Genomic DNA, 19,936 nt, shown 5'->3' with positions numbered 1-19,936 from the left:
GGCCCCACTACCTGGTAAATATCATGGAAATTAAAGTGCTCTGGGGTTTCGAAGGCGACCCCGAAAAAGTCAAAACTCAGAACGGCCATGTCACGGCGGGAGCCGTCCTCGATCTGGCAGACGAAGAGTATGCCCATGCTCTCATCGGCAAAGGTTTGGCTGAAGCAGTGAAGCCGGCCAGCACCAAGCAAGCCAAGCCCAACGAGAACAAGTGATGATCGATCTATCCCTGGTGAAGCAGCATTTGCGCGTCGACCACGATGATGAGGATTTCCTGATCCAGGGATATATCGACGGCGCACTGGCGCATGTTGAGCAGCACTGCGACAGAGAACTCGTCGACGGCGAGCCGCTACTGCCCGAGCAAATGGGTCTGACTAAAGACGTCCGGCAGGCTGTGCTCTTGTTGGTCGGTCATTGGTACTCGAACCGAGAGGCCGTGATGATCGGGTCGAACGGTGTATCCGCTTCCGAGGTGCCACTCGCCTATGAGCGCCTGCTCTGGTACCGAAAGCGCTTCTGAGAGGGTGTGTCATGGCTGCATACCGAGAACCTGCTGCCGGTGAGTTAAATCGACGTCTGGCGATTCGGCGTAGAACTGATCTGCCTTCCGCCAATATGGGATTGGACCCGATTTTCTCAGTCTTAAAAGCTCGATGGGGAAAAATCCAACCGGTGGGCACGGCCGTTTATGCCGAAGGCGTTCAGACTGACAACAAGGTCACGCACCGAATTTGGTTCAGGCTCGTAAAAGGCGTAACCGAAGCTCACGAAATCGTCCACGTAACACAGACGCCCGGTCTGATAGACACTTATGAGGTGGTTGCTGGGAGCCCGATTTATCGAGTGAAGCGATCCGCCGATATGAACGGTACCCGGCGTTTCACATTGCTTGAGGTCGAAGAGCTCGGCCTGATCAACTCAGGTGGAGGCATCTATGGCTAACTCAGCATCAATCGATGGCTACCTGCACGTCGAAGGCTTCGACAACTTCCAGCGTGACGCCTTCGATAAACGGAAGATTCGCGCCGGGATGCGCAAGGTCGGTTTGCTGGTGGTGCAACGAGCCCAGATGAACCTGGTGCTGGGCAAAGGGCAGGATGGATACCCGGTGAACCGCACCGGCGCTACGGTCGAGTCCGTGACCTACAAGGTTTCCCGATCGGGATTTTTAGTGCGCATCTCTCCGACCAAAACGTCGGCGATGGAAGAGTTTTATCCGGCGTATCTGCACTACGGTGTGAAGAAGGGCCGAAAACTGGGCAAGCTTGCGCCGGGCCAGGGGAAAGGAAAATCCAACCGTCGCGCGCGAGGCGAGCGGGCTGCTGCGATGGCTGAGCGCGCCGCCGGCGAATGGCGCATCAAGCCGCGCGACAACTACATGGCCGACGCTCTGCAGGACTCGGCTTCGCAAGTTCAATCGATCCTCTCTGCCGCATTCGCAAACGCGCTGGGCTGATCGCTGCCCCGGACACCCGCATGAAATTGAATCCTATCGTTGCCCATCTACGGCTGACGTGCCCGACCTTTGCCGAGCGAATTGCGGGCGGTATCGACTGGGACGCCGTCGTCGACAGCGCCCAGCTTGAATTGCCGGCCGCTTATGTGATCGCCACGGCCGATGCTGCGACGCCGAGCAAAGCACAGAACATGATCATTCAGGACGTCACCGACCAGTTCAATGTGGTGATCGTGCTGAAGACATCGGATGAGCGCGGACAGGCCGACAACGATCTGCTGCACGACATTCGCGCTGAGCTCTGGCGCGCTCTTGTTGGTTGGATTCCGGGACCCGAATACACGCAAATCGAATACGGGAAGGGCGCCTTGCTGCATATCAGCCGGGCGCGGGTGGTTTACCAGTTCACCTTTTTCTCCGAATTCCAGCTCGGCCGCAATCGCTCCGACCAGCCGCCGGAGACATGGCAGGAGTGGAAGCTCGACGGCTTGCCCGGGCTTACTGGCGCGACCATCAACATGGACTGCATTGACCCAGCAGACCCCAACCTGAAACGACCTGGCCCTGACGGGCGCATTGAAGTTGCATTCACTGGAGACGTAACACCATGACCAAGCGCATCACTGTGGTGCCGGCCGCTGGCCGCTCTGTGCCCGATCCGGAGGCTGGCGACCTGTTGCCCGTTGAAGGTCGGGAAGTCCCCGACAACGCCTGGTGGCGTCGTCGTCTGGCTGACGGTGACGTCAGAACCAAAACGGTTGAAGCCCCATCCACCAAAGCCGTTAAAACGGCGCTGATCGAGGAAGGCAAATAATGGCCATCGGATTCAGCAACATCCCCGCCGATATCCGTGTGCCGCTGTTCTATGCGGAGATGGATAGTTCGGCGGCAAACAGCGCTTCGAGCGTGATGCGCCGCCTCATCGTCGCGCAAGTCAATGACGACGCCGAGAGCGAAAGCATCGGCAAGCTGGTGCTGGTCTCCAGCCTCGCGATCGCCAAGAGCATTGCCGGCCAAGGCTCGATGCTCGCTGCGATGTACGAGACCTGGCGCAAGGTCGATCCGATTGGCGAGGTCTGGTGTCTGCCGCTCCAGAATGAAACCGGCGAATCCGCTTCGGCAACCATCACCATCACCGGCGCTGCTACCGAGGCCGGGCTCCTGAACCTGTACATCGGCGGCGTGCGCGTCCAGTCGGTGGTGGCATCGGCGGCAACCCCGACGATCGCGGCCGCTGCCTTGGCCGTGAAGATCAACGCCACACCAGACCTGCCCGTCACCGCGGCGGCCGCTGCTGGCGTGGTGACGCTGACCTGCAAATGGACCGGCGAAAGCGGCAACGACATCAGCATTCAGATGAACCGCCTCGGCAAGTCCAACGGCGAATCCACGCCGGCAGGCTTGACTGTGGTCACCACTGCAATGACCGCGGGCGCCGGCGCGCCGGATGTCGTCGATGCGATCGCCGCGTTGGGTGATGAACCCTTCGAATTCCTGTGCCAGCCTTGGTCGGACACGACCACGCTGAATGCCTGGAAGGATGCGATGGACGACAACACTGGCCGCTGGAGCTGGGCGAAACAGTTGTTCGGTCATGTCTACACCGCCAAGCGCGGCACCATCGGCACGCTGGTCGCTGCCGGGCAGGTGCGCAACGATCAACACATGACCATTCAGGGCGTAGAGCCCGGTGTGCCGCAACCGGTATGGGTGGTCGCGGCATCGCTTGCGGCTCGCACGGCGGTGTTCATCTCTGCCGATGCCAGCCGTCCAACGCAGAGCGGCAGCATGCCTGGTATCGATCCGGCACCGGCCAGTGACCGCTTCACCCTGACCGAACGCCAGTCGCTGCTGAACTACGGCATTGCCACTGCGTACTACGAAGGCGGTTACGTGCGCATCCAGCGCTCGATCACCACCTATCAGAAAAACGCCTATGGCCAGGCCGACAACTCGTACCTGGACAGCGAGACCATGCACCAATCGGCGTTCATCGTGCGCCGCATGCGTAGCGTCATCACCAGCAAGTACGGCCGGCACAAGCTGGCGAGCGACGGCACCCGCTTCGGCGCCGGCCAACCGATCGTCACCCCGGCGACCATCCGCGGCGAAATCATTGCCCAGTACGCCAAGCTCGAGCTTGAAGGTCACGTGGAAAACGCTGATCTGTTCGCGGAGCACTTGGTCGTGGAACGCGATCTGAACGACCCGAGCCGGGTCAACGTGTTGTTCCCGCCGGATTACATCAACGGCCTGCGCATCTTCGCGCTGCTCAACCAGTTCCGCCTCCAGTACGACGAAGCGGCGTAACGCTCAACTGAACAACCAGCCCGCCCAGTGCGGGCTTTTTCATTCTGGAGACAAAGACCATGGGCGAAAAAGTAGCCGGCACCGCGTACGTCAAAGTAGACGGTGAGCAGCTGACCATCACGGGTGGCGCAGAAGCGCCATTGATGAAGGTAAAACGCGAGTCAGTCTATCCCGGTTTTTACAAGGAAGAAGAGCTCGCGCCTTACCTGAAGATGACCGCGCTGATGCCGCAGGGCTTTCCGATTAAAAAACTGGAAAACGGTCGGGACATGACGGTGACTTGTGAATTCAACAACGGCCGAGTCTACGTGCTGTCGGGGGCATTCCTCGTCGATGAGCCTTCTTTTAAAGGCGACGACGGCACACTTGAGTTGCAATTCGATGGCGTAAATGGGAGCTGGCAATGAGTAGTTCGGTGAAGTTGCAGGTAGCGATCGAGGCTCATGGCGAGCCGCTGACGGAGCTGACCATGCGCCGTCCGACGGTGCAGGAAGTGCGGGCCATAAAGGCGCTGCCGTACAAGATCGATAAAAACGAAGAAGTCAGCTTGGACATGGACGTGGCCGCGAAATACATCGCCGTCTGCGCCGGCATCCCGCCGTCCTCGGTCAACCAGCTGGATCTGGCGGACCTGAACTCGCTGAGCTGGGCGGTGGCCAGTTTTTTCATGAGTGCGGCGTCGACTCCATCCACGACCTGATCGCCGTTGCTTATGACCTGGCGTGGTTCTGGAAAACGGATCCGGAACTGATGTTGGCTCGCCCGCTCGACGTGCTCCGCGAATCCATGGAGCACGCGCAACGAATCAATAGACTCCAGCAGGTGCAGTGATGGCGGATAAATTCCAGCTAAAGGCGTTGATCACCGGCGTCGACAAGCTGTCGCCGATGCTGGGCGGCATCCGGAAAAAGGTCGCGGGCTTTCGCAAGCAAATGGAAAGCTCGGGACTCGGCAAAATCAGTTTCCAAGATGTGTTGCAGGGCGGGGCATTCGCTGCCCCGTTCGTGGCGGGAACCAAGGCGGCGATAGAATTCGAATCATCCATGGCCGATGTGAAGAAGGTGGTCGATTTCGCCACGCCTGAGCAGTTCAAGGCCATGGGCAAGGACGTGCTCGATCTGTCCGAGAAAATGCCGATGGCGGCCAGCGGCATCGCCGCTATCGTCGCCGCCGGTGGGCAGGCTGGCTTCGCTGCTGGCGAGTTGCGCCAGTTCGCGGAAGACGCCGTGAAGATGGGTATCGCTTTTGACCAGACCGCCGAGCAGTCCGGTGAGATGATGGCCAAGTGGCGAACGTCGTTCAAACTCACTCAGCCAGAGGTTGTAAAACTGGCTGACCAGATCAACTACCTCAGCAACACTGGACCATCCTCTGCGGCGCAGATTGCCGATATCGTCACCCGCATTGGCCCTCTGGGTAAAATCGCAGGCTTGGCGTCCGGGCAAATAGCCGCGATGGGCGCCACGCTTGCCGGGGTTGGGGTGCCGAGCGAAGTCGCGGCCACCGGCTTGAAGAACTTCATGCTGGCGCTGACCAAGGGCAAGGCTGCTACCAAGGAGCAAACTCAAGCGTTCAAGGCGCTGCGCCTGGACGTGAAGAAAGTTTCCGAAGGCATGCAAAAAGATGCTCAGGGTACGATGCTCGATGTGCTCGAACGGGTATCGAAAGTCGCACCGGAGAAACAGGCCGGTCTGCTGACTCAGCTATTCGGATCTGAATCAATCGCGGCTATTGCTCCGCTTCTGACAAATCTGGACATGCTGAAGAAGAGCTTCGGCGACGTTTCGGCAAGCACCAAGTTCGCTGGCTCGATGAGCAAGGAATATGAGGCCCGTTCGGCGACCACGGCGAACGCGCTGCAACTGATGCGTAATCGGGTCACCCGCCTCGGCATTGAGATCGGCAATGCACTGCTGCCGCCGCTCAACGAAATCATGACGCTGATGGGGCCGATCGTTAGCCAGATTTCGGAGTTCGCCGCCGCGAATCCCGGACTGATAAAAGGCATCCTTGGAGCAGGCATTGCGTTCGTCGCGCTCAAGTTGGCGGTGCTCGGCAGCGTTGTTGCAATGAAGTTGTTCGACACTGCAGTAAAAATATCGCCAGTCGGTTTTATCATCCGTGCCCTTGCTCTGACGGCCGGACTGCTCATCGCGAACTGGCAGAAGGTCGCGCCGTTCTTCTCGGCGCTCTGGAACCTGATCAAGGCTGTCGCCCAGCGTGCGCAGTTGGCGTGGGACAAGTTCACCCAGACCAGCCCTGTTCTGGCGAAAAGCCTGATGGGCGCGGCCGCTGGGTTCCTTGCGATGCGTGTCGCCATGCTGGCCGCAACGGTCGCCGGAAAAATCTTCAGCGCGACGCTGGTCGTGGTGAGGGGGGCAGTGCTGGCGGCAACGGTGGCGACCCGGATATTCAACTTGGTGGCGAAAGCCAACCCGTTCATTTTGATTGCCAGCCTGATCGCCATGGCCGCCGGTGCGCTGATTGCAAACTGGGAACCTGCGCTCCAGTGGTTCAAGGATGCATGGGACAAGATCAGCGGTTGGGTGAAATCGATCATGGGCGCATTCGGCCTGGTGGGCGATGCCGGCATGGACGGTGCGGTGAATAGCGCAACCAATGCCGTCAACAACCTGACCATGCAGGTGGCTCCCGCGCGGGCTGGTAACGGCGACGGCACGATGCTGCGCCCGCGGCCTGAGGGTGAGCGTTGGTCACCGCAGGGTGATTCGCTGGTTCAGAACGCCATGGCCGCCAGTCAGCCAAAGCTGCAGGGCGAGTTGGTGATGCGCTTCGAGAATCCGCCACCTGGCCTTCAGGTCGACAAGCCACAAACCAATCAGCCTGGGCTGAACATCAAGCCCAACGTAGGCACCCGCACCGTGGGTGTGATGAGGCCATAAATGGATCAGACATGGCGTGATCAAATGCTGCCGGCCTCGTTCCGGGGAATCAGTTTCTTGATTCCTCAGGCTTCGGTTCCGGTCGGCATGAAAGTGCAGCTGCACGAGTTTCCGCAACGCGACGAGCCTTACGCTGAGCAAATGGGCAAACAGGCGCAGGTTCACCGTCTGGTCTGCTGGATCATCGGTGACGACTGCTTCGAGCGCCGCGATAAATTCATGGAGGCCGTGCAGACTCCGGGCGCCGGCGAGCTGGTGCACCCTTGGCTCGGACGCATGCAGGTCAAGGCCGGTGAAGCCGAGCTGACGCACGACTTCAAGCAGGGCGGTATGGCGGCCTTCGCCGTGACGTTCTATCCGGACATCCCGCTGAAGTTTCCGACAGCGAAGGTGAACACCCAGCAGCAGGTGTTGAAGGCCTCCGATAGCCTGCTGGACTCCGCGCTGGCCCGGTACAAATTCGCGATGGCGAAGGTGGATCAGGCCCGTCTGGGATTGGCCCGACTGCGCAACAGCCTTTCGGGCGTGTACACGGTAATTCAACAGCAGTTCTCAACCATTATTGGCGCCTTCACCAACCTGACCGGCTTCGCGCAGTCACTGATGAACGCGCCAGATTCGCTGTCGTCGCTGTTCTCCGGCTACTTCAGCGAGTTTTCAGTCGACGATTACCTGGGTGATGACTCCGGTTCGAGCTACCGGAACTCAGTGGCCACCGCCACGCAGCAAACTGAAGCCGTGGCCAGCATCAATACCGTCAGCGATTCGGGTGGTGTCGACGCGGCGGCTGCATCACAAGCCACTGCCAACCTGGTGCAGGACGCTTTGCTGGTGCAGGTCGCCCTCATCATCAGTGAAATGCCTGTCGCCACGCAGCCTGTTTCGACGGCCACGGTGGCATCGGTCGAGCAGCAGGCAGTGCAGCCGATCGTGCGCCCGGAGGTACCGGTAGCTGATGATGTGATCGAGTTGCGCGACAACCTCAACGAGGCAATTTTTCAAGCGTCGTTGAAGGCGGATCCCGAGCACTACATGGTGCTCAACACCCTTCGACAGACCATCGTCAAACACCTGACCGCCGTTGCGGAGTCGGGCGTGCGCCTAGTGGAGATCACACCGCCTGAAACGCTGTCGGCTCTGGTGCTGGCCTACCGTCGTTTCGGTGATGCCACTCGGGAATCCGAAGTGGTGCAGCGCAACCGCCTGCGTCACCCCGGTTTCGTCCCGTCGCGCCCGATCAAAATCGCCCAGAGGTAACCCATGGAAGACGTCAACGCTGTCAGCCTCACGGTTGACGGTCTGGATTACTTCGGCTGGAAATCGGTAGAGATCACCGCCGGGCTTGAGGATCAGGCGAGGTCGTTCACCCTGAACATTACATGGAAGTGGCCCGGGCAGCCGTTGCCTTTGCCGATCAAGCAGGGTGCCAAATGCCAGGTCAGGATCGGCGACGACCTCGTGCTGACTGGCTGGGTGTTCGCCACACCGATCAGCTACGACCATCAGCAAATCACCACCAGCGTCAGCGGGCGCTCACTCACCGCCGATCTGGTGGACTGCGCGGCCATCAATAAGCCGGGGCAGTGGAACAACCAAAGCGTCCTTTCTATCGTCAGGGCGCTGGCGGCCCCTTACGGCGTGCGTGTCCGCAGCGAGATCCCGGAAGGGGCAAAGCTTTCAGACCACACGATCGAACCGGGCGAAACAGTTTTTGAATCCATCGACCGCCTGCTGACGCTGTTCCGTGTTTTCTCCAGCGACGACGCCAAGGGCCTAGCCGTGCTGGCCAAGCCCGGCAGCGAGGTCAGGGCGTTCGATGCGCTGGAAGTCGGCAACAACATCCTGACCGGTGACGCCGCGCTGGACTTCTCGGCGGTGTTTTCCGAATACCAGGTGCTCGGTCAGAAGAGCGGCACCGACGAAGAGTTCGGCGAGCAGGCTGCAGAGGTGTCGGCTGTTTTGGCGGATCCGCGCGTGGGTCGTAAGCGGGTCATGATCATTCAGGAATCCGGCCAGATGACCAACGAGCTGGCGCAGGCCCGGGCGAACTGGGAGCGCGGTACCCGAATGGGCAAGGCGCTCACCACCAACTACACGGTGCAAGGCTGGCGTCAGTCGAACGGCGCGCTGTGGAAACACAACTCGCTGGTGCGCGTCATCGATCCAATTGTGGGCTTCGACCGAATCATGCTCATCGCACGGGTTACTTACACGCTCACCGACAGCGGAGAGATCACCAAGTTGGAGGTCGGCCCGCCCGACGGCTTCGAGCCTGAACCGCACGACCCGCACAAAGACCGCAAGCTGAAGAAGGGCGGCAAGGCCGACAACTTCGAATACCTCATCCCCGCAGACTACGAGCCGAAAAAATGAGCCTGAAAAGTATGATGGCGCGCGGCACGGTTGTGCTCGCGGCGGCCGGGAAGATGATGCAGGCGCTGCAGGTGAGGCTGACAGCCGGCGAATTGAAAGACAACGTCGAACACTTCGAGCCATACGGGTTGACCAGCAATCCCCTGCCGGGCGCCGAGGTGCTGACAATGTTCCTCAACGGTGATCGTTCTCATGCGGTGGTCGTGGTTGCGTCAGATCGCCGTTACCGCATCAAGGAACTGAAGCCGGGGGAGGTGGCCATCTACACGGATGAGGGCGACAAGATCCACTTCAAGCGCGGCCGAATCATCGATATCGAAACCTCCACGCTGAACATCAAGGCGACAACGTCGGTGAACTTTGACACGCCAGTCATCAACCAGACCGGGCAAATCATCTCTACCGGTGACCAGGTAGCCGGCGGCGTCAGCCAGATCGAGCACGTCCACACCAATGTCCAGGCGGGCAGCGGCAACAGCGGGCCACCCGCGGCGGGGGGCTGATGATATTTTCTGATGATCGTGAGGCAACCCTGACCCGCGCGGTGCTGATCAGCCTCTTCACCTGGCGCCGAGCGCTGACCGATGACCCCGTGGATGATGAAGAACTGTTCGGCTGGTGGGGCGACAGTTACCCGGATATTGCCGACGACCGCATTGGTTCGCGCCTATGGCTGTTGCGCCGGGTCAAGCTGACAGATGCCACACAGCGAGACGCGGAGTTCTACGCTAACGAAGCCCTGCGCTGGCTCCTCGATGACGGACACGTGATCGCAATCGAGATCACCAGTGAGAAGGCCGACATCAGCCGGCTGAACCTGACGGTCATCCTCACGATGCCCGGTGGCGATCGCATCGAAATCAAACCCATCTCTTCCTGGCAGGTGATTTATGCCGTTTGACACACCTTCACTGCCGGTGCTCATCAGCCGCACCCAAAGCGATCTTGCGAGCGAAGCGCTGCGCCGCTCCGATGCGCAGGTGCTGGCGCGGACCTTGAGCGGCACGGCCTACGGGATTTACGGCTATCTCGACTGGATCGCCGACCAAATCCTGCCAGACAAAGCCGACGAGGAAACGCTCGAGCGCATTGCCGCGCTACGCCTTAATCGTCCGCGCAACAATGCTCAGCCTGCAGAAGGCGGTGTCAGCTTCAGTGCCGCCGCAGGTGCTGTACTGGATGTCGATGTTGTGTTGCAAGCGAGTGATGGGCGCATGTATCGCGTGACTGCTGGCGTCACTACGGTAGCGGGGCTCAACACGACCACGATCGAAGCCGTCGAGCCTGGGGCGCTCGGCAACGCTGATGCAGGCCTTCAGCTGACACTGGTTCAACCGGTCGCCGGTGTAACCAACACGTTTACTGTCATTGCTCCCGGATTGTCCGGTGGTATTGAAAAGGAAAGCGTCGAATCCCTACGCGCGCGGGTCATCCGGTCGTACCGGGTCATCCCTCACGGTGGATCGGCTGACGATTACGAGACCTGGGCCTTGGAGTTTCCCGGTGTAACCAGAGCCTGGTGCCGGGGCAACTACATGGGGCCTGGCACAGTTGGGCTCTTTGTAATGCGCGACAACGATCCAGTGCCACTTCCGAACCTGGCTCAGCTTCAGGAAATCAAGGATTACATCGAGCCGTTGCGACCTGTAACAGCCGAACTCTACGTTCTTGCACCGACGCTGAAGCCCGTGCTCTACAGCATCCACCCAGTTCCCGACACAACAGCGGTGCGCGCCGCTATCACCGCAAGCCTAAAGGATCTGCATGAGCGCGAAGCCGGGCTCGGTGAAGAACTGCTGATCAGTCACATTCGTGAGGCGATCAGTGGCGCCGCTGGAGAAACGGATCACGCGCTGACTGTGCCGTCGTCCGATGTTGTTGCCGCCGCCAATGAGTTGCTTACCTTCGGAGCCATCACATGGCTGTAGCCAGAACCGCCGATCAATACCGCCGCCAGCTCCTCGGTTTGTTACCCGCCGGGCCTGCTTGGGATCCCGAACTGGTGCCTGAAATTGAATTGGTGCTGACGGGGGTTGCCGTCGAATTTTCCCGCCTCGATGCGCGAGCTGTCGACTTGCTGAATGAAATGGACCCAGCCAGCGTGAGCGAACTGGTGCCCGATTGGGAACGGGTGATGAATCTGCCAGATCCTTGTCTCGGGCCAAACCCCGCTTTCGAAGATCGCCGCTTGGCCGTACGGCGCAGGCTCGTAGAAGTCGGTGGGCAGAGTAGGGGGTATTTCATCGAGATTGCCGTAAGCCAAGGCTATCCAGACGCAACGATCACTGAGCTCAGAGCGCCACGGATGGGGCGTTCTCGTTTTGGCGCGGCTCATTTTGGTACATGGCGCGCGCAGTTCATGTGGACGCTGAACACCGGCGGCCGCCAGCGACAAGGGCGGCGGTTCGGTGTGAGCTACTGGGGAGAGCGGTTCGGCACCAACCCGGGCGATCCGCTTGAATGCACCATTCGCCGGCCTGCACCTGCGCACACTGTCGTGCACATCAATTATGACTGAGAGGTAGACCTGTGGATTATCCGATTAGCGTTCCCAGCATTGGACTGGTGGGCGGAAAGTTTGTAGATGAAAACCCTCTGACGGGGACGCCGGGCTCTTTGATTCCGTCGCAGTGGGGCAACGCCGTCACCGACGAAATCCTAAACGTCATCACCGCTGCAGGGCTTACGCCCGCAGAACTGAACAACACGCAGTTGGTGGAGGCAATCCGGAAACTCGCAACTGGTCGCCTGATCAACGTTCGCGTTTTTGCTACTGCCGGAACCTTCACTTACACGCCGTCAGCGGGTACCGCGAGGATTATTGCTGAGTGCTGTGGGGCTGGCGGTGCTGGCGCTGGCGCTCCTGCAACGACTGCCGGCAATGGTTCTCTTGGTTCCGCAGGTGGCGCCGGTGCATACGCACAATCGTTCATCACCTCGGGATTTGCCGGTGTGTCTATCGTTGTTGGGGCAGGCGGAACTGGAGTTTCAGGCGCAGCGGGCAATCCGGGCGGGTCTTCTTCTTTTGGTGGTTTTGTAAGCTGCCCAGGCGGAAAGGGTGGTAACACATCTGGTCCATCACCAGGATCTTTCGTGGCGCTGGCGGGAAACAGTAACGGTCCAAGCGGCGGAAATATTAGAAATTTTGTCGGCCAAGGTTCCGACTTGAGCATTTGCTTCGGCCCAACAAGCCTTCAGCCTGGTCGTGGAGGCGCATCGCTCTTTGGCGCCGGAGCCGCGCCTGGGGTTGCTGGGGTGGCGGGTGTTGCAGCTGCATCACCGGGTTCCGGTGGTGGCGGCACGGGCAATACAGCGAGTTCCAGTGCATTAACCGGTGGGGCGGGCGCGCCTGGTATTGTCGTTGTGTGGGAATATGCATGATGCCAGCCAATCCCGTCATAGTGGATATGCATGGTGACTCTACGACACAGGGTGGCACCAAGCTCAATGGTGCTTATGTGATATCAACAAACAATGTCCCGTCGGCTCTACAGCGTAAATATGGTGCCATCGTCGTCGTCAACAATAAGGGGATCCCCGGGTTGACAGCGCCACAGCGCTGTATCGGGGCATCGCCTGCGCTGGAAACTTGGGAGCACGCCATGAGTGTCTCTCCGGCGCATATCGTGACGATCAACTACGGAATAAACGATGCGTATTCGGGTTGGGAGACAGATAACGACGTGAGCTTCTATTTCTCGGAGTTAATCAGGATCGCCCAAGAGCATGGGAAGACGGTGCTGGTCGAGACTCCAAACCCGATCAACACCCCGCAGTACGCGAGGCTATCGCAAATAGCTCTCGTCATACGTCAGCTTGCGAAATCCAAGGGCCTGACGCTGGCCGACCATCATCAGTGGATTCAAACCGGGCTCCCAAACTGGACAGAACTGCTGTCAGACGGGGTACACCCAACTGACGCGCTTTACCAGTATAAGGCCGACAATCTCTTCACTATGATCAACCCACTTGTTCAATGGTATATGACCCATTAGGAAAAATTTAAATGAGAAGCTACGCACGAATTTGCGAAGGTGAAGTTCAAGAACTGTTCTCCACGGATGGAGATATTTCTGAAATGTTCCACCCCGATATGGTGTGGGTGGATGTTAGTGACTTTGAAAAAAGTCCTGCGGTGGGTTGGCTAGCAGTTGAGTCTTCTGGGAGCTGGTCGCTGAGCGCGCCGGTGCCTCACCAAAAGTCTGAAGCCGAACTCATTTATGAGGCGCTAGCTCAACGCGACACGTTGCTCGCTATTTCCAATGAGGCAACCATCGGAATGGCCGACGCCTACCTAGCTGGCTTGCTCGATGAGGAAGACGAGGCAAAGTTCAAGACATTCGCTGGATATAAGCTGGCGCTGAACAAAATCGATCAGCAGTCTGGCTATCCGTCATCAATTGATTGGCCAGCATACCCGACCTTACCACCGGAGCCAGGTAAGGGGTAATGGACTGATTCCCGCCAGGTACAGCTGCGTGGTAGCATCAGCCGCAAAATCTTTAGGCGTGCTGCAAATGATCACAAAGCAAATTAAAGGACTGACATCGCTTAGGTTTTTTGCAGCGCTTGCAATCCTGCTTCATCACTCGCAAGGAATATTCATACCGGACGGGTTTTTCAACACTGTCCCATTGGCTGGTGGTGTTGGTTTTTTCTTTGTTCTATCAGGGTTCATCCTGTCGCATGCTCACTCGAAAGTGTCTGGGCGCATGGAGCTGTCGCGGTTTTACGTATCTAGGGTTGCCAGGTTATGGCCAGCCCACGTCGTTTGCGCCTTACTGTTGCTTTTTTTGATTCCGTATCAGGCCACATTGCTCGAGTCCTTTAAGTGGATAGTTGTTTTTTTGTCCAACTTATTTCTTATTCATTCTATGATTCCTATTCCTGAATATTATTTTTCGTTTAATAGCGTGTCGTGGAGCATTTCTACTGAAATGTTTTTCTACGCATTATTTCCGCTGCTGCTGATGTGGCTGCCATCAAGGCCGTGGGTGAAATACACAGCGTTTGTGGCGGTCGGGCTGGGTCTATCATTTTTTTTGGACTATTTTGGGGTTACTTACTATGCTGCGGAAAGCCAGCAGTCATTGACCAGTCACGGTATAATTTACATTAGCCCTGTTGGAAGGATTCAGGAATTCATGTTGGGCATCATTTGCCATCAATTGATGGTTGGAGTACGTGATAGAAATATTGGCTTTAAGTCCGGATCTTTTATTGAGATATGCGCTGTACTCGCGGTTGTCTTTCTGTCACCGATAGTAGCGTTGTGGCTGAGACCCTATATCGGAAAGTCTAGCCCGGCAGTTTTTGAATTCGTAAAGCACACATCCCTTGCATTGTTATTTGCGGCCGTAATTTGCTGCTTCTACTTGGAAAAAGGAATGATTTCAAAAGCTCTTTCTTGGCGGCCTTTAGTGCTGCTTGGAGAAATCAGCTTTTCCCTGTATTTGATACATCAAATAATTTTCAGGTTAGTTTTAGAGAAAAACCTATTACCTGATCTTGACCAGAGTATACGGTTCTCTATTTTTTCCGGTGCCTCGATAGTTGCTGCCTACATTATCTGGCGACTTGTAGAAAAGCCATGTCAGAAAGGGATTATGCAAGTTTACGATGCCGTAAATCCAAGGCCCGATCGCCGAGGGGTCGACCCGGCCTGAATCGAATGAATTACTGAAACCGCCCGAGTGGGCGGTTTTTTATTGCCTGGAGAAAGTGATGTCCACTACAGAAAAAGACCGCAACGTGCTCGCACGGACTATCTGGGGGGAGGCTCGCGGCGAAGGAACTGCCGGCCAGATCGCCGTAGCCTGGGCGATCCGCAACCGCGTGTTCGATGGGAAGGAGAAGTCATGGTGGGGTGAGGGGTATGCCGGTGTGTGCCAGAAGCCGTACCAGTTCAGCTGCTGGAACAAGACCGACCCGAATTATCAGTTCCTGATCGACGTGAAGCAGATCCCTTTCCGCGAACTGGCGCAGTGCCGGATCGCTGCTGACCAGGTGATCGACGGCAAGGTACCGGACCCAACCAACGGCGCCACTCACTACTACGCCACCAGCATCAAGGCGCCGGCCTGGTCAGCGAAGGCGAAGCAGACACTCAAGTTGGGTGGCCACTTGTTCTTCAAGGATGTGCCGTGATGGTCATTCCGTGGAAAACGATCGGCGTGCTGGTGCTGGTGCTCGCCGGCTTCGGCAGCGCCTGGCAGTTTCAGGACTGGCGCTACGGCCGGCAGCTCGCCGAGCAGGACAAGCAGCACGGCGAGACGTTGAACCTGTTGGCGCTGGCCGGCGCCGATGCGCAGAAGGCAGAGCAAGACAAGCGCCTGGCGCTCGAGCAGCGACTGGCGGCCAGTGAGCAAACCCATTACAGGAAATTGAGCGATGCCCAACGTGACCAGGATCGCCTGCGCGATCGCCTTGCCACTGCTGATCTGCGGCTGTCAGTCCTCATCGACGCGGATTCAGCCGGTGGCTGTAACGTGCCAAAAGCCACCGGCGCCGGCGGCGTGGATCATGCATCCGTACGAGCCCGACTTGACCCGGCGCATGCTCAACGAATTATCGCCATCACCGACACCGGTGATCGCGGACTGATCGCGCTGCAGGGGTGCCAAGCGTACGTTCAGGAAATGTCCCGCTGATGGGGAAAAGTCGATTTATAAGGGTTATCGCCCTTCAGGATTTGGATTTGTGTCGCCAGGTGAGAGATGTGCTTGTTCTTCGCCATGAGCTCCCAGTTGGTTCTGGTCTCGATATCAGTGGCACGCCGGCGCTCGTCGGCCGCCACTGACTCAGCTGTTGCCAGCTTAGTGCGGAGCGAAACCGTTTCCTGCCTCAGTGCGTCGTTGTCTTTGACCAGACCCTGAATATTCTCAAGTGCCCGCTGCAGCTTGAGAGTGAGCGCTTCGAATTCGTTTTCGTACATCCTGAGCTGGTGTCGGCAGGTTTCGAGCGGGGTCGGGTTACCGAGCCAATCGTCGGTGTCTTCTATGAGGTGGTCCACGGCAATGCCTTACGGGTACTGTTTGTATATACAGTAATCGAGGCGCGGTAAGTGGGCGAGGGTGAGGCGACGAGCTGTAGGATTCTGGATTGGTGTTTGTCGGCAGGACGCCGGATTAGGGTGCGCAAAACCTCCTATGGAGGCCGCGTGCTTTCGTTTGCATAAGCACAAAAAGTCGGATGTTTTGCTAGCCGTAAAACAGGGTATTATCCATACAAATCAGTTGCTTGCGTGGCTACAGTCCCCAGCATGGGGTGCTAGGGGTCGAGTGTTCGAATCACTCCGTCCCGACCATATTTTTAATGACTTAGCCCAACTCTAACCAGTTGGGCTTTTTCATGGGCGGTAGATTTGCGGGGGCTTCTCGATTGGGATCTTCTTCGGCTACGCTTGCAGCAGGACAACCGCGGGCACTACTCCAGCCATGAATCGGAATCTTGCGCACGGCTGATGGAATTTCTCGCCCGCCATCATTTGCAGGCCCCCGTGGTTTGAGAAAAATCTCAGAATGGAATCGAGTAATGGAAAAGGCTTTCAAGCAGCCAATGTTTATCGTGGGACTGCCGCTGGCGATTTGCGGCTTCGTTTTCGGTCTTACTGGTCTTCTCGCCAGCGGAACCTTTGCCTATGTCGCGACGGGCCTGTTGATACCTGGTCTGGTGTTCATGCTGACAGGTTGGCTGCAGCGTAATAGGTGATGGCCGTCGCGGGCCTCCTTGTTATACGGGCTTTTTAATTTCCGCTCGTCGAGCGAATTGCACTCCCTGGCGTCGGATCGTCTCTCAGTAGTCAGCGCAGTCCCTGCGCCACTGACGGGAGAAAAATGATGATTGACGACAACAACGGCCCTGAAGCTCCGTATCCGGGACCTAGCGAGCAAACGCCGGACTCTGGCGAGGGCCATGATTCTGGCCTGGAACAGGCTGTCTCTGAGCCAAAGCAGGGTGCCGACGAGCGACCAGAGGACTGGAACCCGCCACCCGGGAATCCCGGTTCTGACCAGGATGCTCAGACAGGCCGGGATAACGGCGGCGCGAAAAAGGCGCCATGATCCATATCATTCACAAGACCCGGCCACCGTGCCGGGTTTTTTTAATGCCGTCGACTTATGGACAAGCTCTGAAACAGCCGACGAACTCGTCACCATGCGTTTCTTTCGTTGTCTGCGCGGACCACCGTGGCGCCCGCGCTGGATACTTCGCTCCAGCCGCGGGCATTCAGCACATTCACTCCACGATACAGATCCAGCGATGGTTGTATCGGTAAGGCGCGCGGGTGAAATGGATGTCTGAAACCCTATTCATGCCTCGCTCTTGGAGCGCTTTGGTCAGTTTTGCGAGTGTCTCTGCCTGGATAGTCATTACTGTCACCTCGTCAGATTTACTGCGTTCATAATTCTTGACCGAGGGATCAGGTGGCTAATTCATTTTTTCTAGCTTAGTGATTGAGGTCGCTCAAATATTTTTACGCCCCCCGAACGCAGTTGCAAAACCGCATCGGGAATGACGCTAGCTTTGAGCCATTAGCACATCCGCCCTAATTGCCCCTGTCCCGGCTCGACTTTAAAGTCCTATCGCCTGACAGCTCGCTGTCAAAATTTTCCGGCATAAAATTAAAAAGGTCGATCTGCAATGAACTCATCAAGGACTGTCCCGGTTCTCGTTTTACTCGCAACATTCGCGCTCACGGTCTCTGGATGCCAGACCGTCAAACCGGGAGAAAGTGATCTGAAGGATCGAGCGCAGACCACCATTGGCAAACCCGTTATCAAGGTTTCCAACATCCGCAACGACTTCAATACAACCTACTACACCGCTCAAACCGATGGCGGCGAATACAAGTGCGAACTTCCGAGCGGCCCGATGGTTGCGCTGGGTTCCATGGGAATGGGGCTGGGCGCTCAGTGCACCAAGCAATGACGAACCGGTTTTTTCGGGACTGAAATACAAAGGCCAATGTCGATGACATTGGCCTTTGTTATTTTTGGATTCCTGAGCACAAACCGATGGTCTTCGAGTTGTCCGATGGATATTACTGGGTGGGCTTTTTCTCCAGATCTTTGGAGTCGCTAGACGTGGCGGCATCATTCTGCGTCTCATGAGGCTGTGACCCTGCGTTGGCACCTGATGACTCTTCGCCTTTCTTGTTAGCCTTCTCGTCATGGTCGCGGGAGCTTTCTGCATGATTGACACCCGGCAGGGCGGTGGCGGGGGTGGCGGCACCCGCTGTTGTTTCGGCTGACGATGCATGAAGCGGGACGATCAGAAACAGACTGGCGAACGATAAGGCGGCGATTTTCCTGTTCATTGCATGAGCCTTCTGCAGGGCGGAATGTACTGTTATGGATAAGCCAGCCCGCCAAAGGTGCGAGGGACTGGACAAGCGGCAGAGCTCGGGATGTATTCGGTTTAAAGGTTAGCCTTCGCAGGAAGGCAAATTGCTGGCCCCCGGACTTGATCTGTCCCGGCAAAATCGCCTTTTTTCAGAAGGTTAGGTCGGCTATATGCGGACGATTGTGATAACCGTTGCGACGCTTTCCCTGGCTTTGATCGTCTCGGGCGTGCAGGCAAAAGAGCTGAGCAAGAGCCATCGATTTGCCTGCACGTGGGGCTCGGACATTGCTGCCGGCGCGCAGCGGTCAAAACTATCCGGAGTCTCGTTGTACGGCGCACGCAAACAATTGCAGGTTCGGCGGTTTCAGCAGCCCTGGATGCGCATGACCGCGATGGGCATTACCGAGCAAACCTATAACAGCAGTTCGAAGCTGAAACCCGCGGCGGTCAAGCAGACCTATTACGAACAGTGCGTACGCCACGAACTGGCACGGCGCTGATGGCAGTGTGCATAGGTTGCCGGACAGCTCATGAATCGCGAGAGCCCTTGGCCACTGCCGGCCCGGCAACCCGCGGCGATGGTTTGGTCTGCATCAACGCATCGAGTGCCTTGCGATAGCCCTGGCCACCGAGCGCCATGCTGTTGTTGTGCGTCGCGCCGGGCACCAGCAGCAGGCGTTTGGGCTGCTCAGCGGCATTGAACAATTGCTCGCTGAAGCGCGGCGGTACGAAGGCATCGGCCTGGCCATGCACCACCAGCAGTGGCATGTGAATGTCGGCAATCTTGTCGATGGAATCGAATTTCTGTGACAACAGCCAGCGCACAGGTAGCGAGGTATTGGCAACGGCGGCAGCCACGTCGGCCAGCGACGTGAAGGTCGACTCAATGACCAGACCGCGCACGGGTAAGGGGGAGTGACTGCGAGCAGCCTGCTGGCCGAGTTCCGCGGCCAGATCAATCGCTACCGCGCCGCCCAGAGAGTGACCATAGATCAGGCGTTTGTCCGGGTCCGGTTGCAGCAGTTGGAAGCGCTCCCACGCAACGCGAGCGTCTTCATAAACACTGCTTTCCGACGGTAAATCACCCTTGCTCTGACCAAAGCCACGGTAGTCGATGGCCAGCACCGAATAGCCCGCCGCGCGCAATTGTTCTATGCGGAACAGCTGCCCGGTGAGGTTCCAACGGACCCCGTGCAGATAAAGAATCGCCGGCGCATCGGCTTTCTCCGCCGGCCACCACCAGGCATGGATGTTTTGTCCGGCCTTGAAGCTTTTCGGTTGCAGGTCGAGTTCCTGCACGCTGCCGGGCAAGCCGCGATACCAGCCAGCATTGCCCGGTTCGATGCGAAACAACAGGGTGCGCTCGGTGTGTTCGAGCACGGCACAACTGGTCGGCACGCCGATGAGCAGCGCGGCCATGCAGGCGAACGCCAGGCGGCGACGGCGCAGACGCGTCATGAAGGACCGGAACATTAAACGTTTCACCTGAGCGCAGACAAAGAACGCCTTTTACCAGATGCTCAGGTCTGCGCGTGATTTTTTCGAC

Annotated in this window: 28 protein-coding genes; 25 read left to right on the top strand and 3 right to left on the bottom strand. The window is 57.8% G+C overall.

Translation table 11 applies throughout. The annotated features are described in order from the left end of the window. The first annotated feature begins 23 nt into the window (after positions 1–23). The 22 genes from J3P93_RS17490 to J3P93_RS17385 all read left to right on the top strand — a co-directional run bounded on the left by J3P93_RS17490 (position 24) and on the right by J3P93_RS17385 (position 15,695). Positions 24–215 (top strand): hypothetical protein, encoded by a 192-nt coding sequence (locus tag J3P93_RS17490; RefSeq protein ID WP_434590092.1) that lies wholly within the window; start codon positions 24–26, stop codon positions 213–215. After that, positions 215–523: a head-tail connector protein gene (locus J3P93_RS17485; protein ID WP_434590089.1), complete on the top strand. Its 309-nt coding sequence runs from the start codon at positions 215–217 to the stop codon at positions 521–523. Before J3P93_RS17490 ends, J3P93_RS17485 begins: the two co-directional genes overlap by 1 nt. Before the next feature lie 11 nt (positions 524–534). Then, on the top strand, positions 535–945 hold the full coding sequence (locus J3P93_RS17480) for a head-tail adaptor protein (RefSeq protein ID WP_434590086.1): 411 nt from the start codon (positions 535–537) through the stop codon (positions 943–945). Continuing rightward, positions 938–1,459, top strand: coding sequence for a hypothetical protein (locus J3P93_RS17475; protein WP_434590083.1), 522 nt, complete (start codon positions 938–940; stop codon positions 1,457–1,459). The genes J3P93_RS17480 and J3P93_RS17475 overlap by 8 nt, the downstream gene beginning before the upstream one ends. 20 nt (positions 1,460–1,479) lie before the next feature. Next, a complete protein-coding gene (locus J3P93_RS17470) occupies positions 1,480–2,070 on the top strand; it encodes a phage tail terminator protein (RefSeq protein WP_434590080.1) in 591 nt (196 codons plus the stop codon). Further along, positions 2,067–2,273, top strand: a complete 207-nt coding sequence (locus J3P93_RS17465) for a DUF2635 domain-containing protein (RefSeq protein WP_151550817.1) — start codon at positions 2,067–2,069, stop codon at positions 2,271–2,273. The genes J3P93_RS17470 and J3P93_RS17465 overlap by 4 nt, the downstream gene beginning before the upstream one ends. Next, on the top strand, positions 2,273–3,769 hold the full coding sequence (locus tag J3P93_RS17460; protein ID WP_434590075.1) for a phage tail sheath subtilisin-like domain-containing protein: 1,497 nt from the start codon (positions 2,273–2,275) through the stop codon (positions 3,767–3,769). Before J3P93_RS17465 ends, J3P93_RS17460 begins: the two co-directional genes overlap by 1 nt. A 59-nt stretch (positions 3,770–3,828) precedes the next feature. Then, entirely contained in the window at positions 3,829–4,176 is a 348-nt protein-coding gene (locus J3P93_RS17455; RefSeq protein ID WP_434590073.1) for a phage tail tube protein, read from the top strand. Continuing rightward, the gene (locus J3P93_RS17450) at positions 4,173–4,469 is read left to right on the top strand and encodes a phage tail assembly protein (RefSeq protein ID WP_434590070.1); all 297 of its coding nucleotides are present in this window, start codon (positions 4,173–4,175) and stop codon (positions 4,467–4,469) included. Before J3P93_RS17455 ends, J3P93_RS17450 begins: the two co-directional genes overlap by 4 nt. A 130-nt stretch (positions 4,470–4,599) precedes the next feature. Further along, the gene (locus J3P93_RS17445; RefSeq protein WP_434590067.1) at positions 4,600–6,672 is read left to right on the top strand and encodes a phage tail tape measure protein; all 2,073 of its coding nucleotides are present in this window, start codon (positions 4,600–4,602) and stop codon (positions 6,670–6,672) included. Beyond that, positions 6,673–7,929, top strand: coding sequence for a DNA circularization protein (locus tag J3P93_RS17440; protein ID WP_434590064.1), 1,257 nt, complete (start codon positions 6,673–6,675; stop codon positions 7,927–7,929). A 3-nt stretch (positions 7,930–7,932) separates the two neighbouring features. Beyond that, a complete protein-coding gene (locus J3P93_RS17435) occupies positions 7,933–9,045 on the top strand; it encodes a phage baseplate assembly protein (RefSeq protein WP_434590062.1) in 1,113 nt (370 codons plus the stop codon). Further along, positions 9,042–9,548, top strand: a complete 507-nt coding sequence (locus J3P93_RS17430; RefSeq protein ID WP_434590059.1) for a phage baseplate assembly protein V — start codon at positions 9,042–9,044, stop codon at positions 9,546–9,548. The genes J3P93_RS17435 and J3P93_RS17430 overlap by 4 nt, the downstream gene beginning before the upstream one ends. After that, positions 9,548–9,946: a phage GP46 family protein gene (locus J3P93_RS17425; RefSeq protein WP_434590056.1), complete on the top strand. Its 399-nt coding sequence runs from the start codon at positions 9,548–9,550 to the stop codon at positions 9,944–9,946. Before J3P93_RS17430 ends, J3P93_RS17425 begins: the two co-directional genes overlap by 1 nt. Continuing rightward, entirely contained in the window at positions 9,936–10,973 is a 1,038-nt protein-coding gene (locus J3P93_RS17420) for a baseplate J/gp47 family protein (protein WP_434590053.1), read from the top strand. The genes J3P93_RS17425 and J3P93_RS17420 overlap by 11 nt, the downstream gene beginning before the upstream one ends. After that, the gene (locus J3P93_RS17415) at positions 10,964–11,563 is read left to right on the top strand and encodes a YmfQ family protein (protein WP_434590050.1); all 600 of its coding nucleotides are present in this window, start codon (positions 10,964–10,966) and stop codon (positions 11,561–11,563) included. The genes J3P93_RS17420 and J3P93_RS17415 overlap by 10 nt, the downstream gene beginning before the upstream one ends. Positions 11,564–11,574: 11 nt before the next feature. Continuing rightward, entirely contained in the window at positions 11,575–12,426 is an 852-nt protein-coding gene (locus J3P93_RS17410) for a hypothetical protein (RefSeq protein ID WP_434590047.1), read from the top strand. Next, positions 12,423–13,040, top strand: a complete 618-nt coding sequence (locus tag J3P93_RS17405) for an SGNH/GDSL hydrolase family protein (RefSeq protein ID WP_434590044.1) — start codon at positions 12,423–12,425, stop codon at positions 13,038–13,040. Before J3P93_RS17410 ends, J3P93_RS17405 begins: the two co-directional genes overlap by 4 nt. Before the next feature lie 11 nt (positions 13,041–13,051). Continuing rightward, positions 13,052–13,495: a tail fiber assembly protein gene (locus J3P93_RS17400; protein ID WP_434590041.1), complete on the top strand. Its 444-nt coding sequence runs from the start codon at positions 13,052–13,054 to the stop codon at positions 13,493–13,495. 28 nt (positions 13,496–13,523) lie between these two features. Continuing rightward, positions 13,524–14,711 (top strand): acyltransferase family protein, encoded by a 1,188-nt coding sequence (locus J3P93_RS17395; RefSeq protein WP_434590038.1) that lies wholly within the window; start codon positions 13,524–13,526, stop codon positions 14,709–14,711. 58 nt (positions 14,712–14,769) lie between these two features. Then, on the top strand, positions 14,770–15,192 hold the full coding sequence (locus J3P93_RS17390) for a cell wall hydrolase (RefSeq protein WP_434590035.1): 423 nt from the start codon (positions 14,770–14,772) through the stop codon (positions 15,190–15,192). Next, complete coding sequence (locus J3P93_RS17385) at positions 15,192–15,695, top strand: lysis system i-spanin subunit Rz (RefSeq protein WP_434590032.1); 504 nt, start codon at positions 15,192–15,194, stop codon at positions 15,693–15,695. Before J3P93_RS17390 ends, J3P93_RS17385 begins: the two co-directional genes overlap by 1 nt. Here the strand turns inward: J3P93_RS17385 and J3P93_RS17380 are convergent. Then, on the bottom strand, positions 15,677–16,057 hold the full coding sequence (locus tag J3P93_RS17380) for a hypothetical protein (protein ID WP_434590030.1): 381 nt from the start codon (positions 16,055–16,057) through the stop codon (positions 15,677–15,679). The genes J3P93_RS17385 and J3P93_RS17380 overlap by 19 nt on opposite strands. Positions 16,058–16,578: 521 nt before the next feature. Between J3P93_RS17380 and J3P93_RS17375 the strand changes: the two genes are divergently transcribed. Both J3P93_RS17375 and J3P93_RS17370 read left to right on the top strand, forming a co-directional pair. After that, the gene (locus J3P93_RS17375) at positions 16,579–16,755 is read left to right on the top strand and encodes a hypothetical protein (RefSeq protein ID WP_434590028.1); all 177 of its coding nucleotides are present in this window, start codon (positions 16,579–16,581) and stop codon (positions 16,753–16,755) included. Positions 16,756–17,688: 933 nt separating this feature from the next. After that, positions 17,689–17,976, top strand: coding sequence for a hypothetical protein (locus J3P93_RS17370; RefSeq protein ID WP_434590025.1), 288 nt, complete (start codon positions 17,689–17,691; stop codon positions 17,974–17,976). Between the two features lie 112 nt (positions 17,977–18,088). On the opposite strand, the gene J3P93_RS17365 is transcribed toward J3P93_RS17370, so the two are convergent. Further along, complete coding sequence (locus J3P93_RS17365) at positions 18,089–18,364, bottom strand: hypothetical protein (RefSeq protein WP_434590023.1); 276 nt, start codon at positions 18,362–18,364, stop codon at positions 18,089–18,091. Positions 18,365–18,560: 196 nt separating this feature from the next. Here J3P93_RS17365 and J3P93_RS17360 point away from each other — a divergent pair, with 196 nt between their 5' ends. Beyond that, positions 18,561–18,890: a hypothetical protein gene (locus tag J3P93_RS17360; RefSeq protein ID WP_206415804.1), complete on the top strand. Its 330-nt coding sequence runs from the start codon at positions 18,561–18,563 to the stop codon at positions 18,888–18,890. 28 nt (positions 18,891–18,918) lie between these two features. Here J3P93_RS17360 and J3P93_RS17355 read toward each other — a convergent pair whose 3' ends face one another. Beyond that, positions 18,919–19,863 carry an alpha/beta hydrolase gene (locus J3P93_RS17355; RefSeq protein ID WP_434590020.1) on the bottom strand — a complete coding sequence of 315 codons (945 nt, stop codon included), beginning with the start codon at positions 19,861–19,863 and terminating at the stop codon, positions 18,919–18,921. Positions 19,864–19,936 lie beyond the last annotated feature (73 nt).

This window comes from Pseudomonas sp. R3-57, assembly GCF_051132065.1.
Taxonomy (GTDB): domain Bacteria; phylum Pseudomonadota; class Gammaproteobacteria; order Pseudomonadales; family Pseudomonadaceae; genus Aquipseudomonas.
Note: the sequence above shows the minus strand (reverse complement) of the source record. Positions and strands in the feature narration are given on the sequence as shown.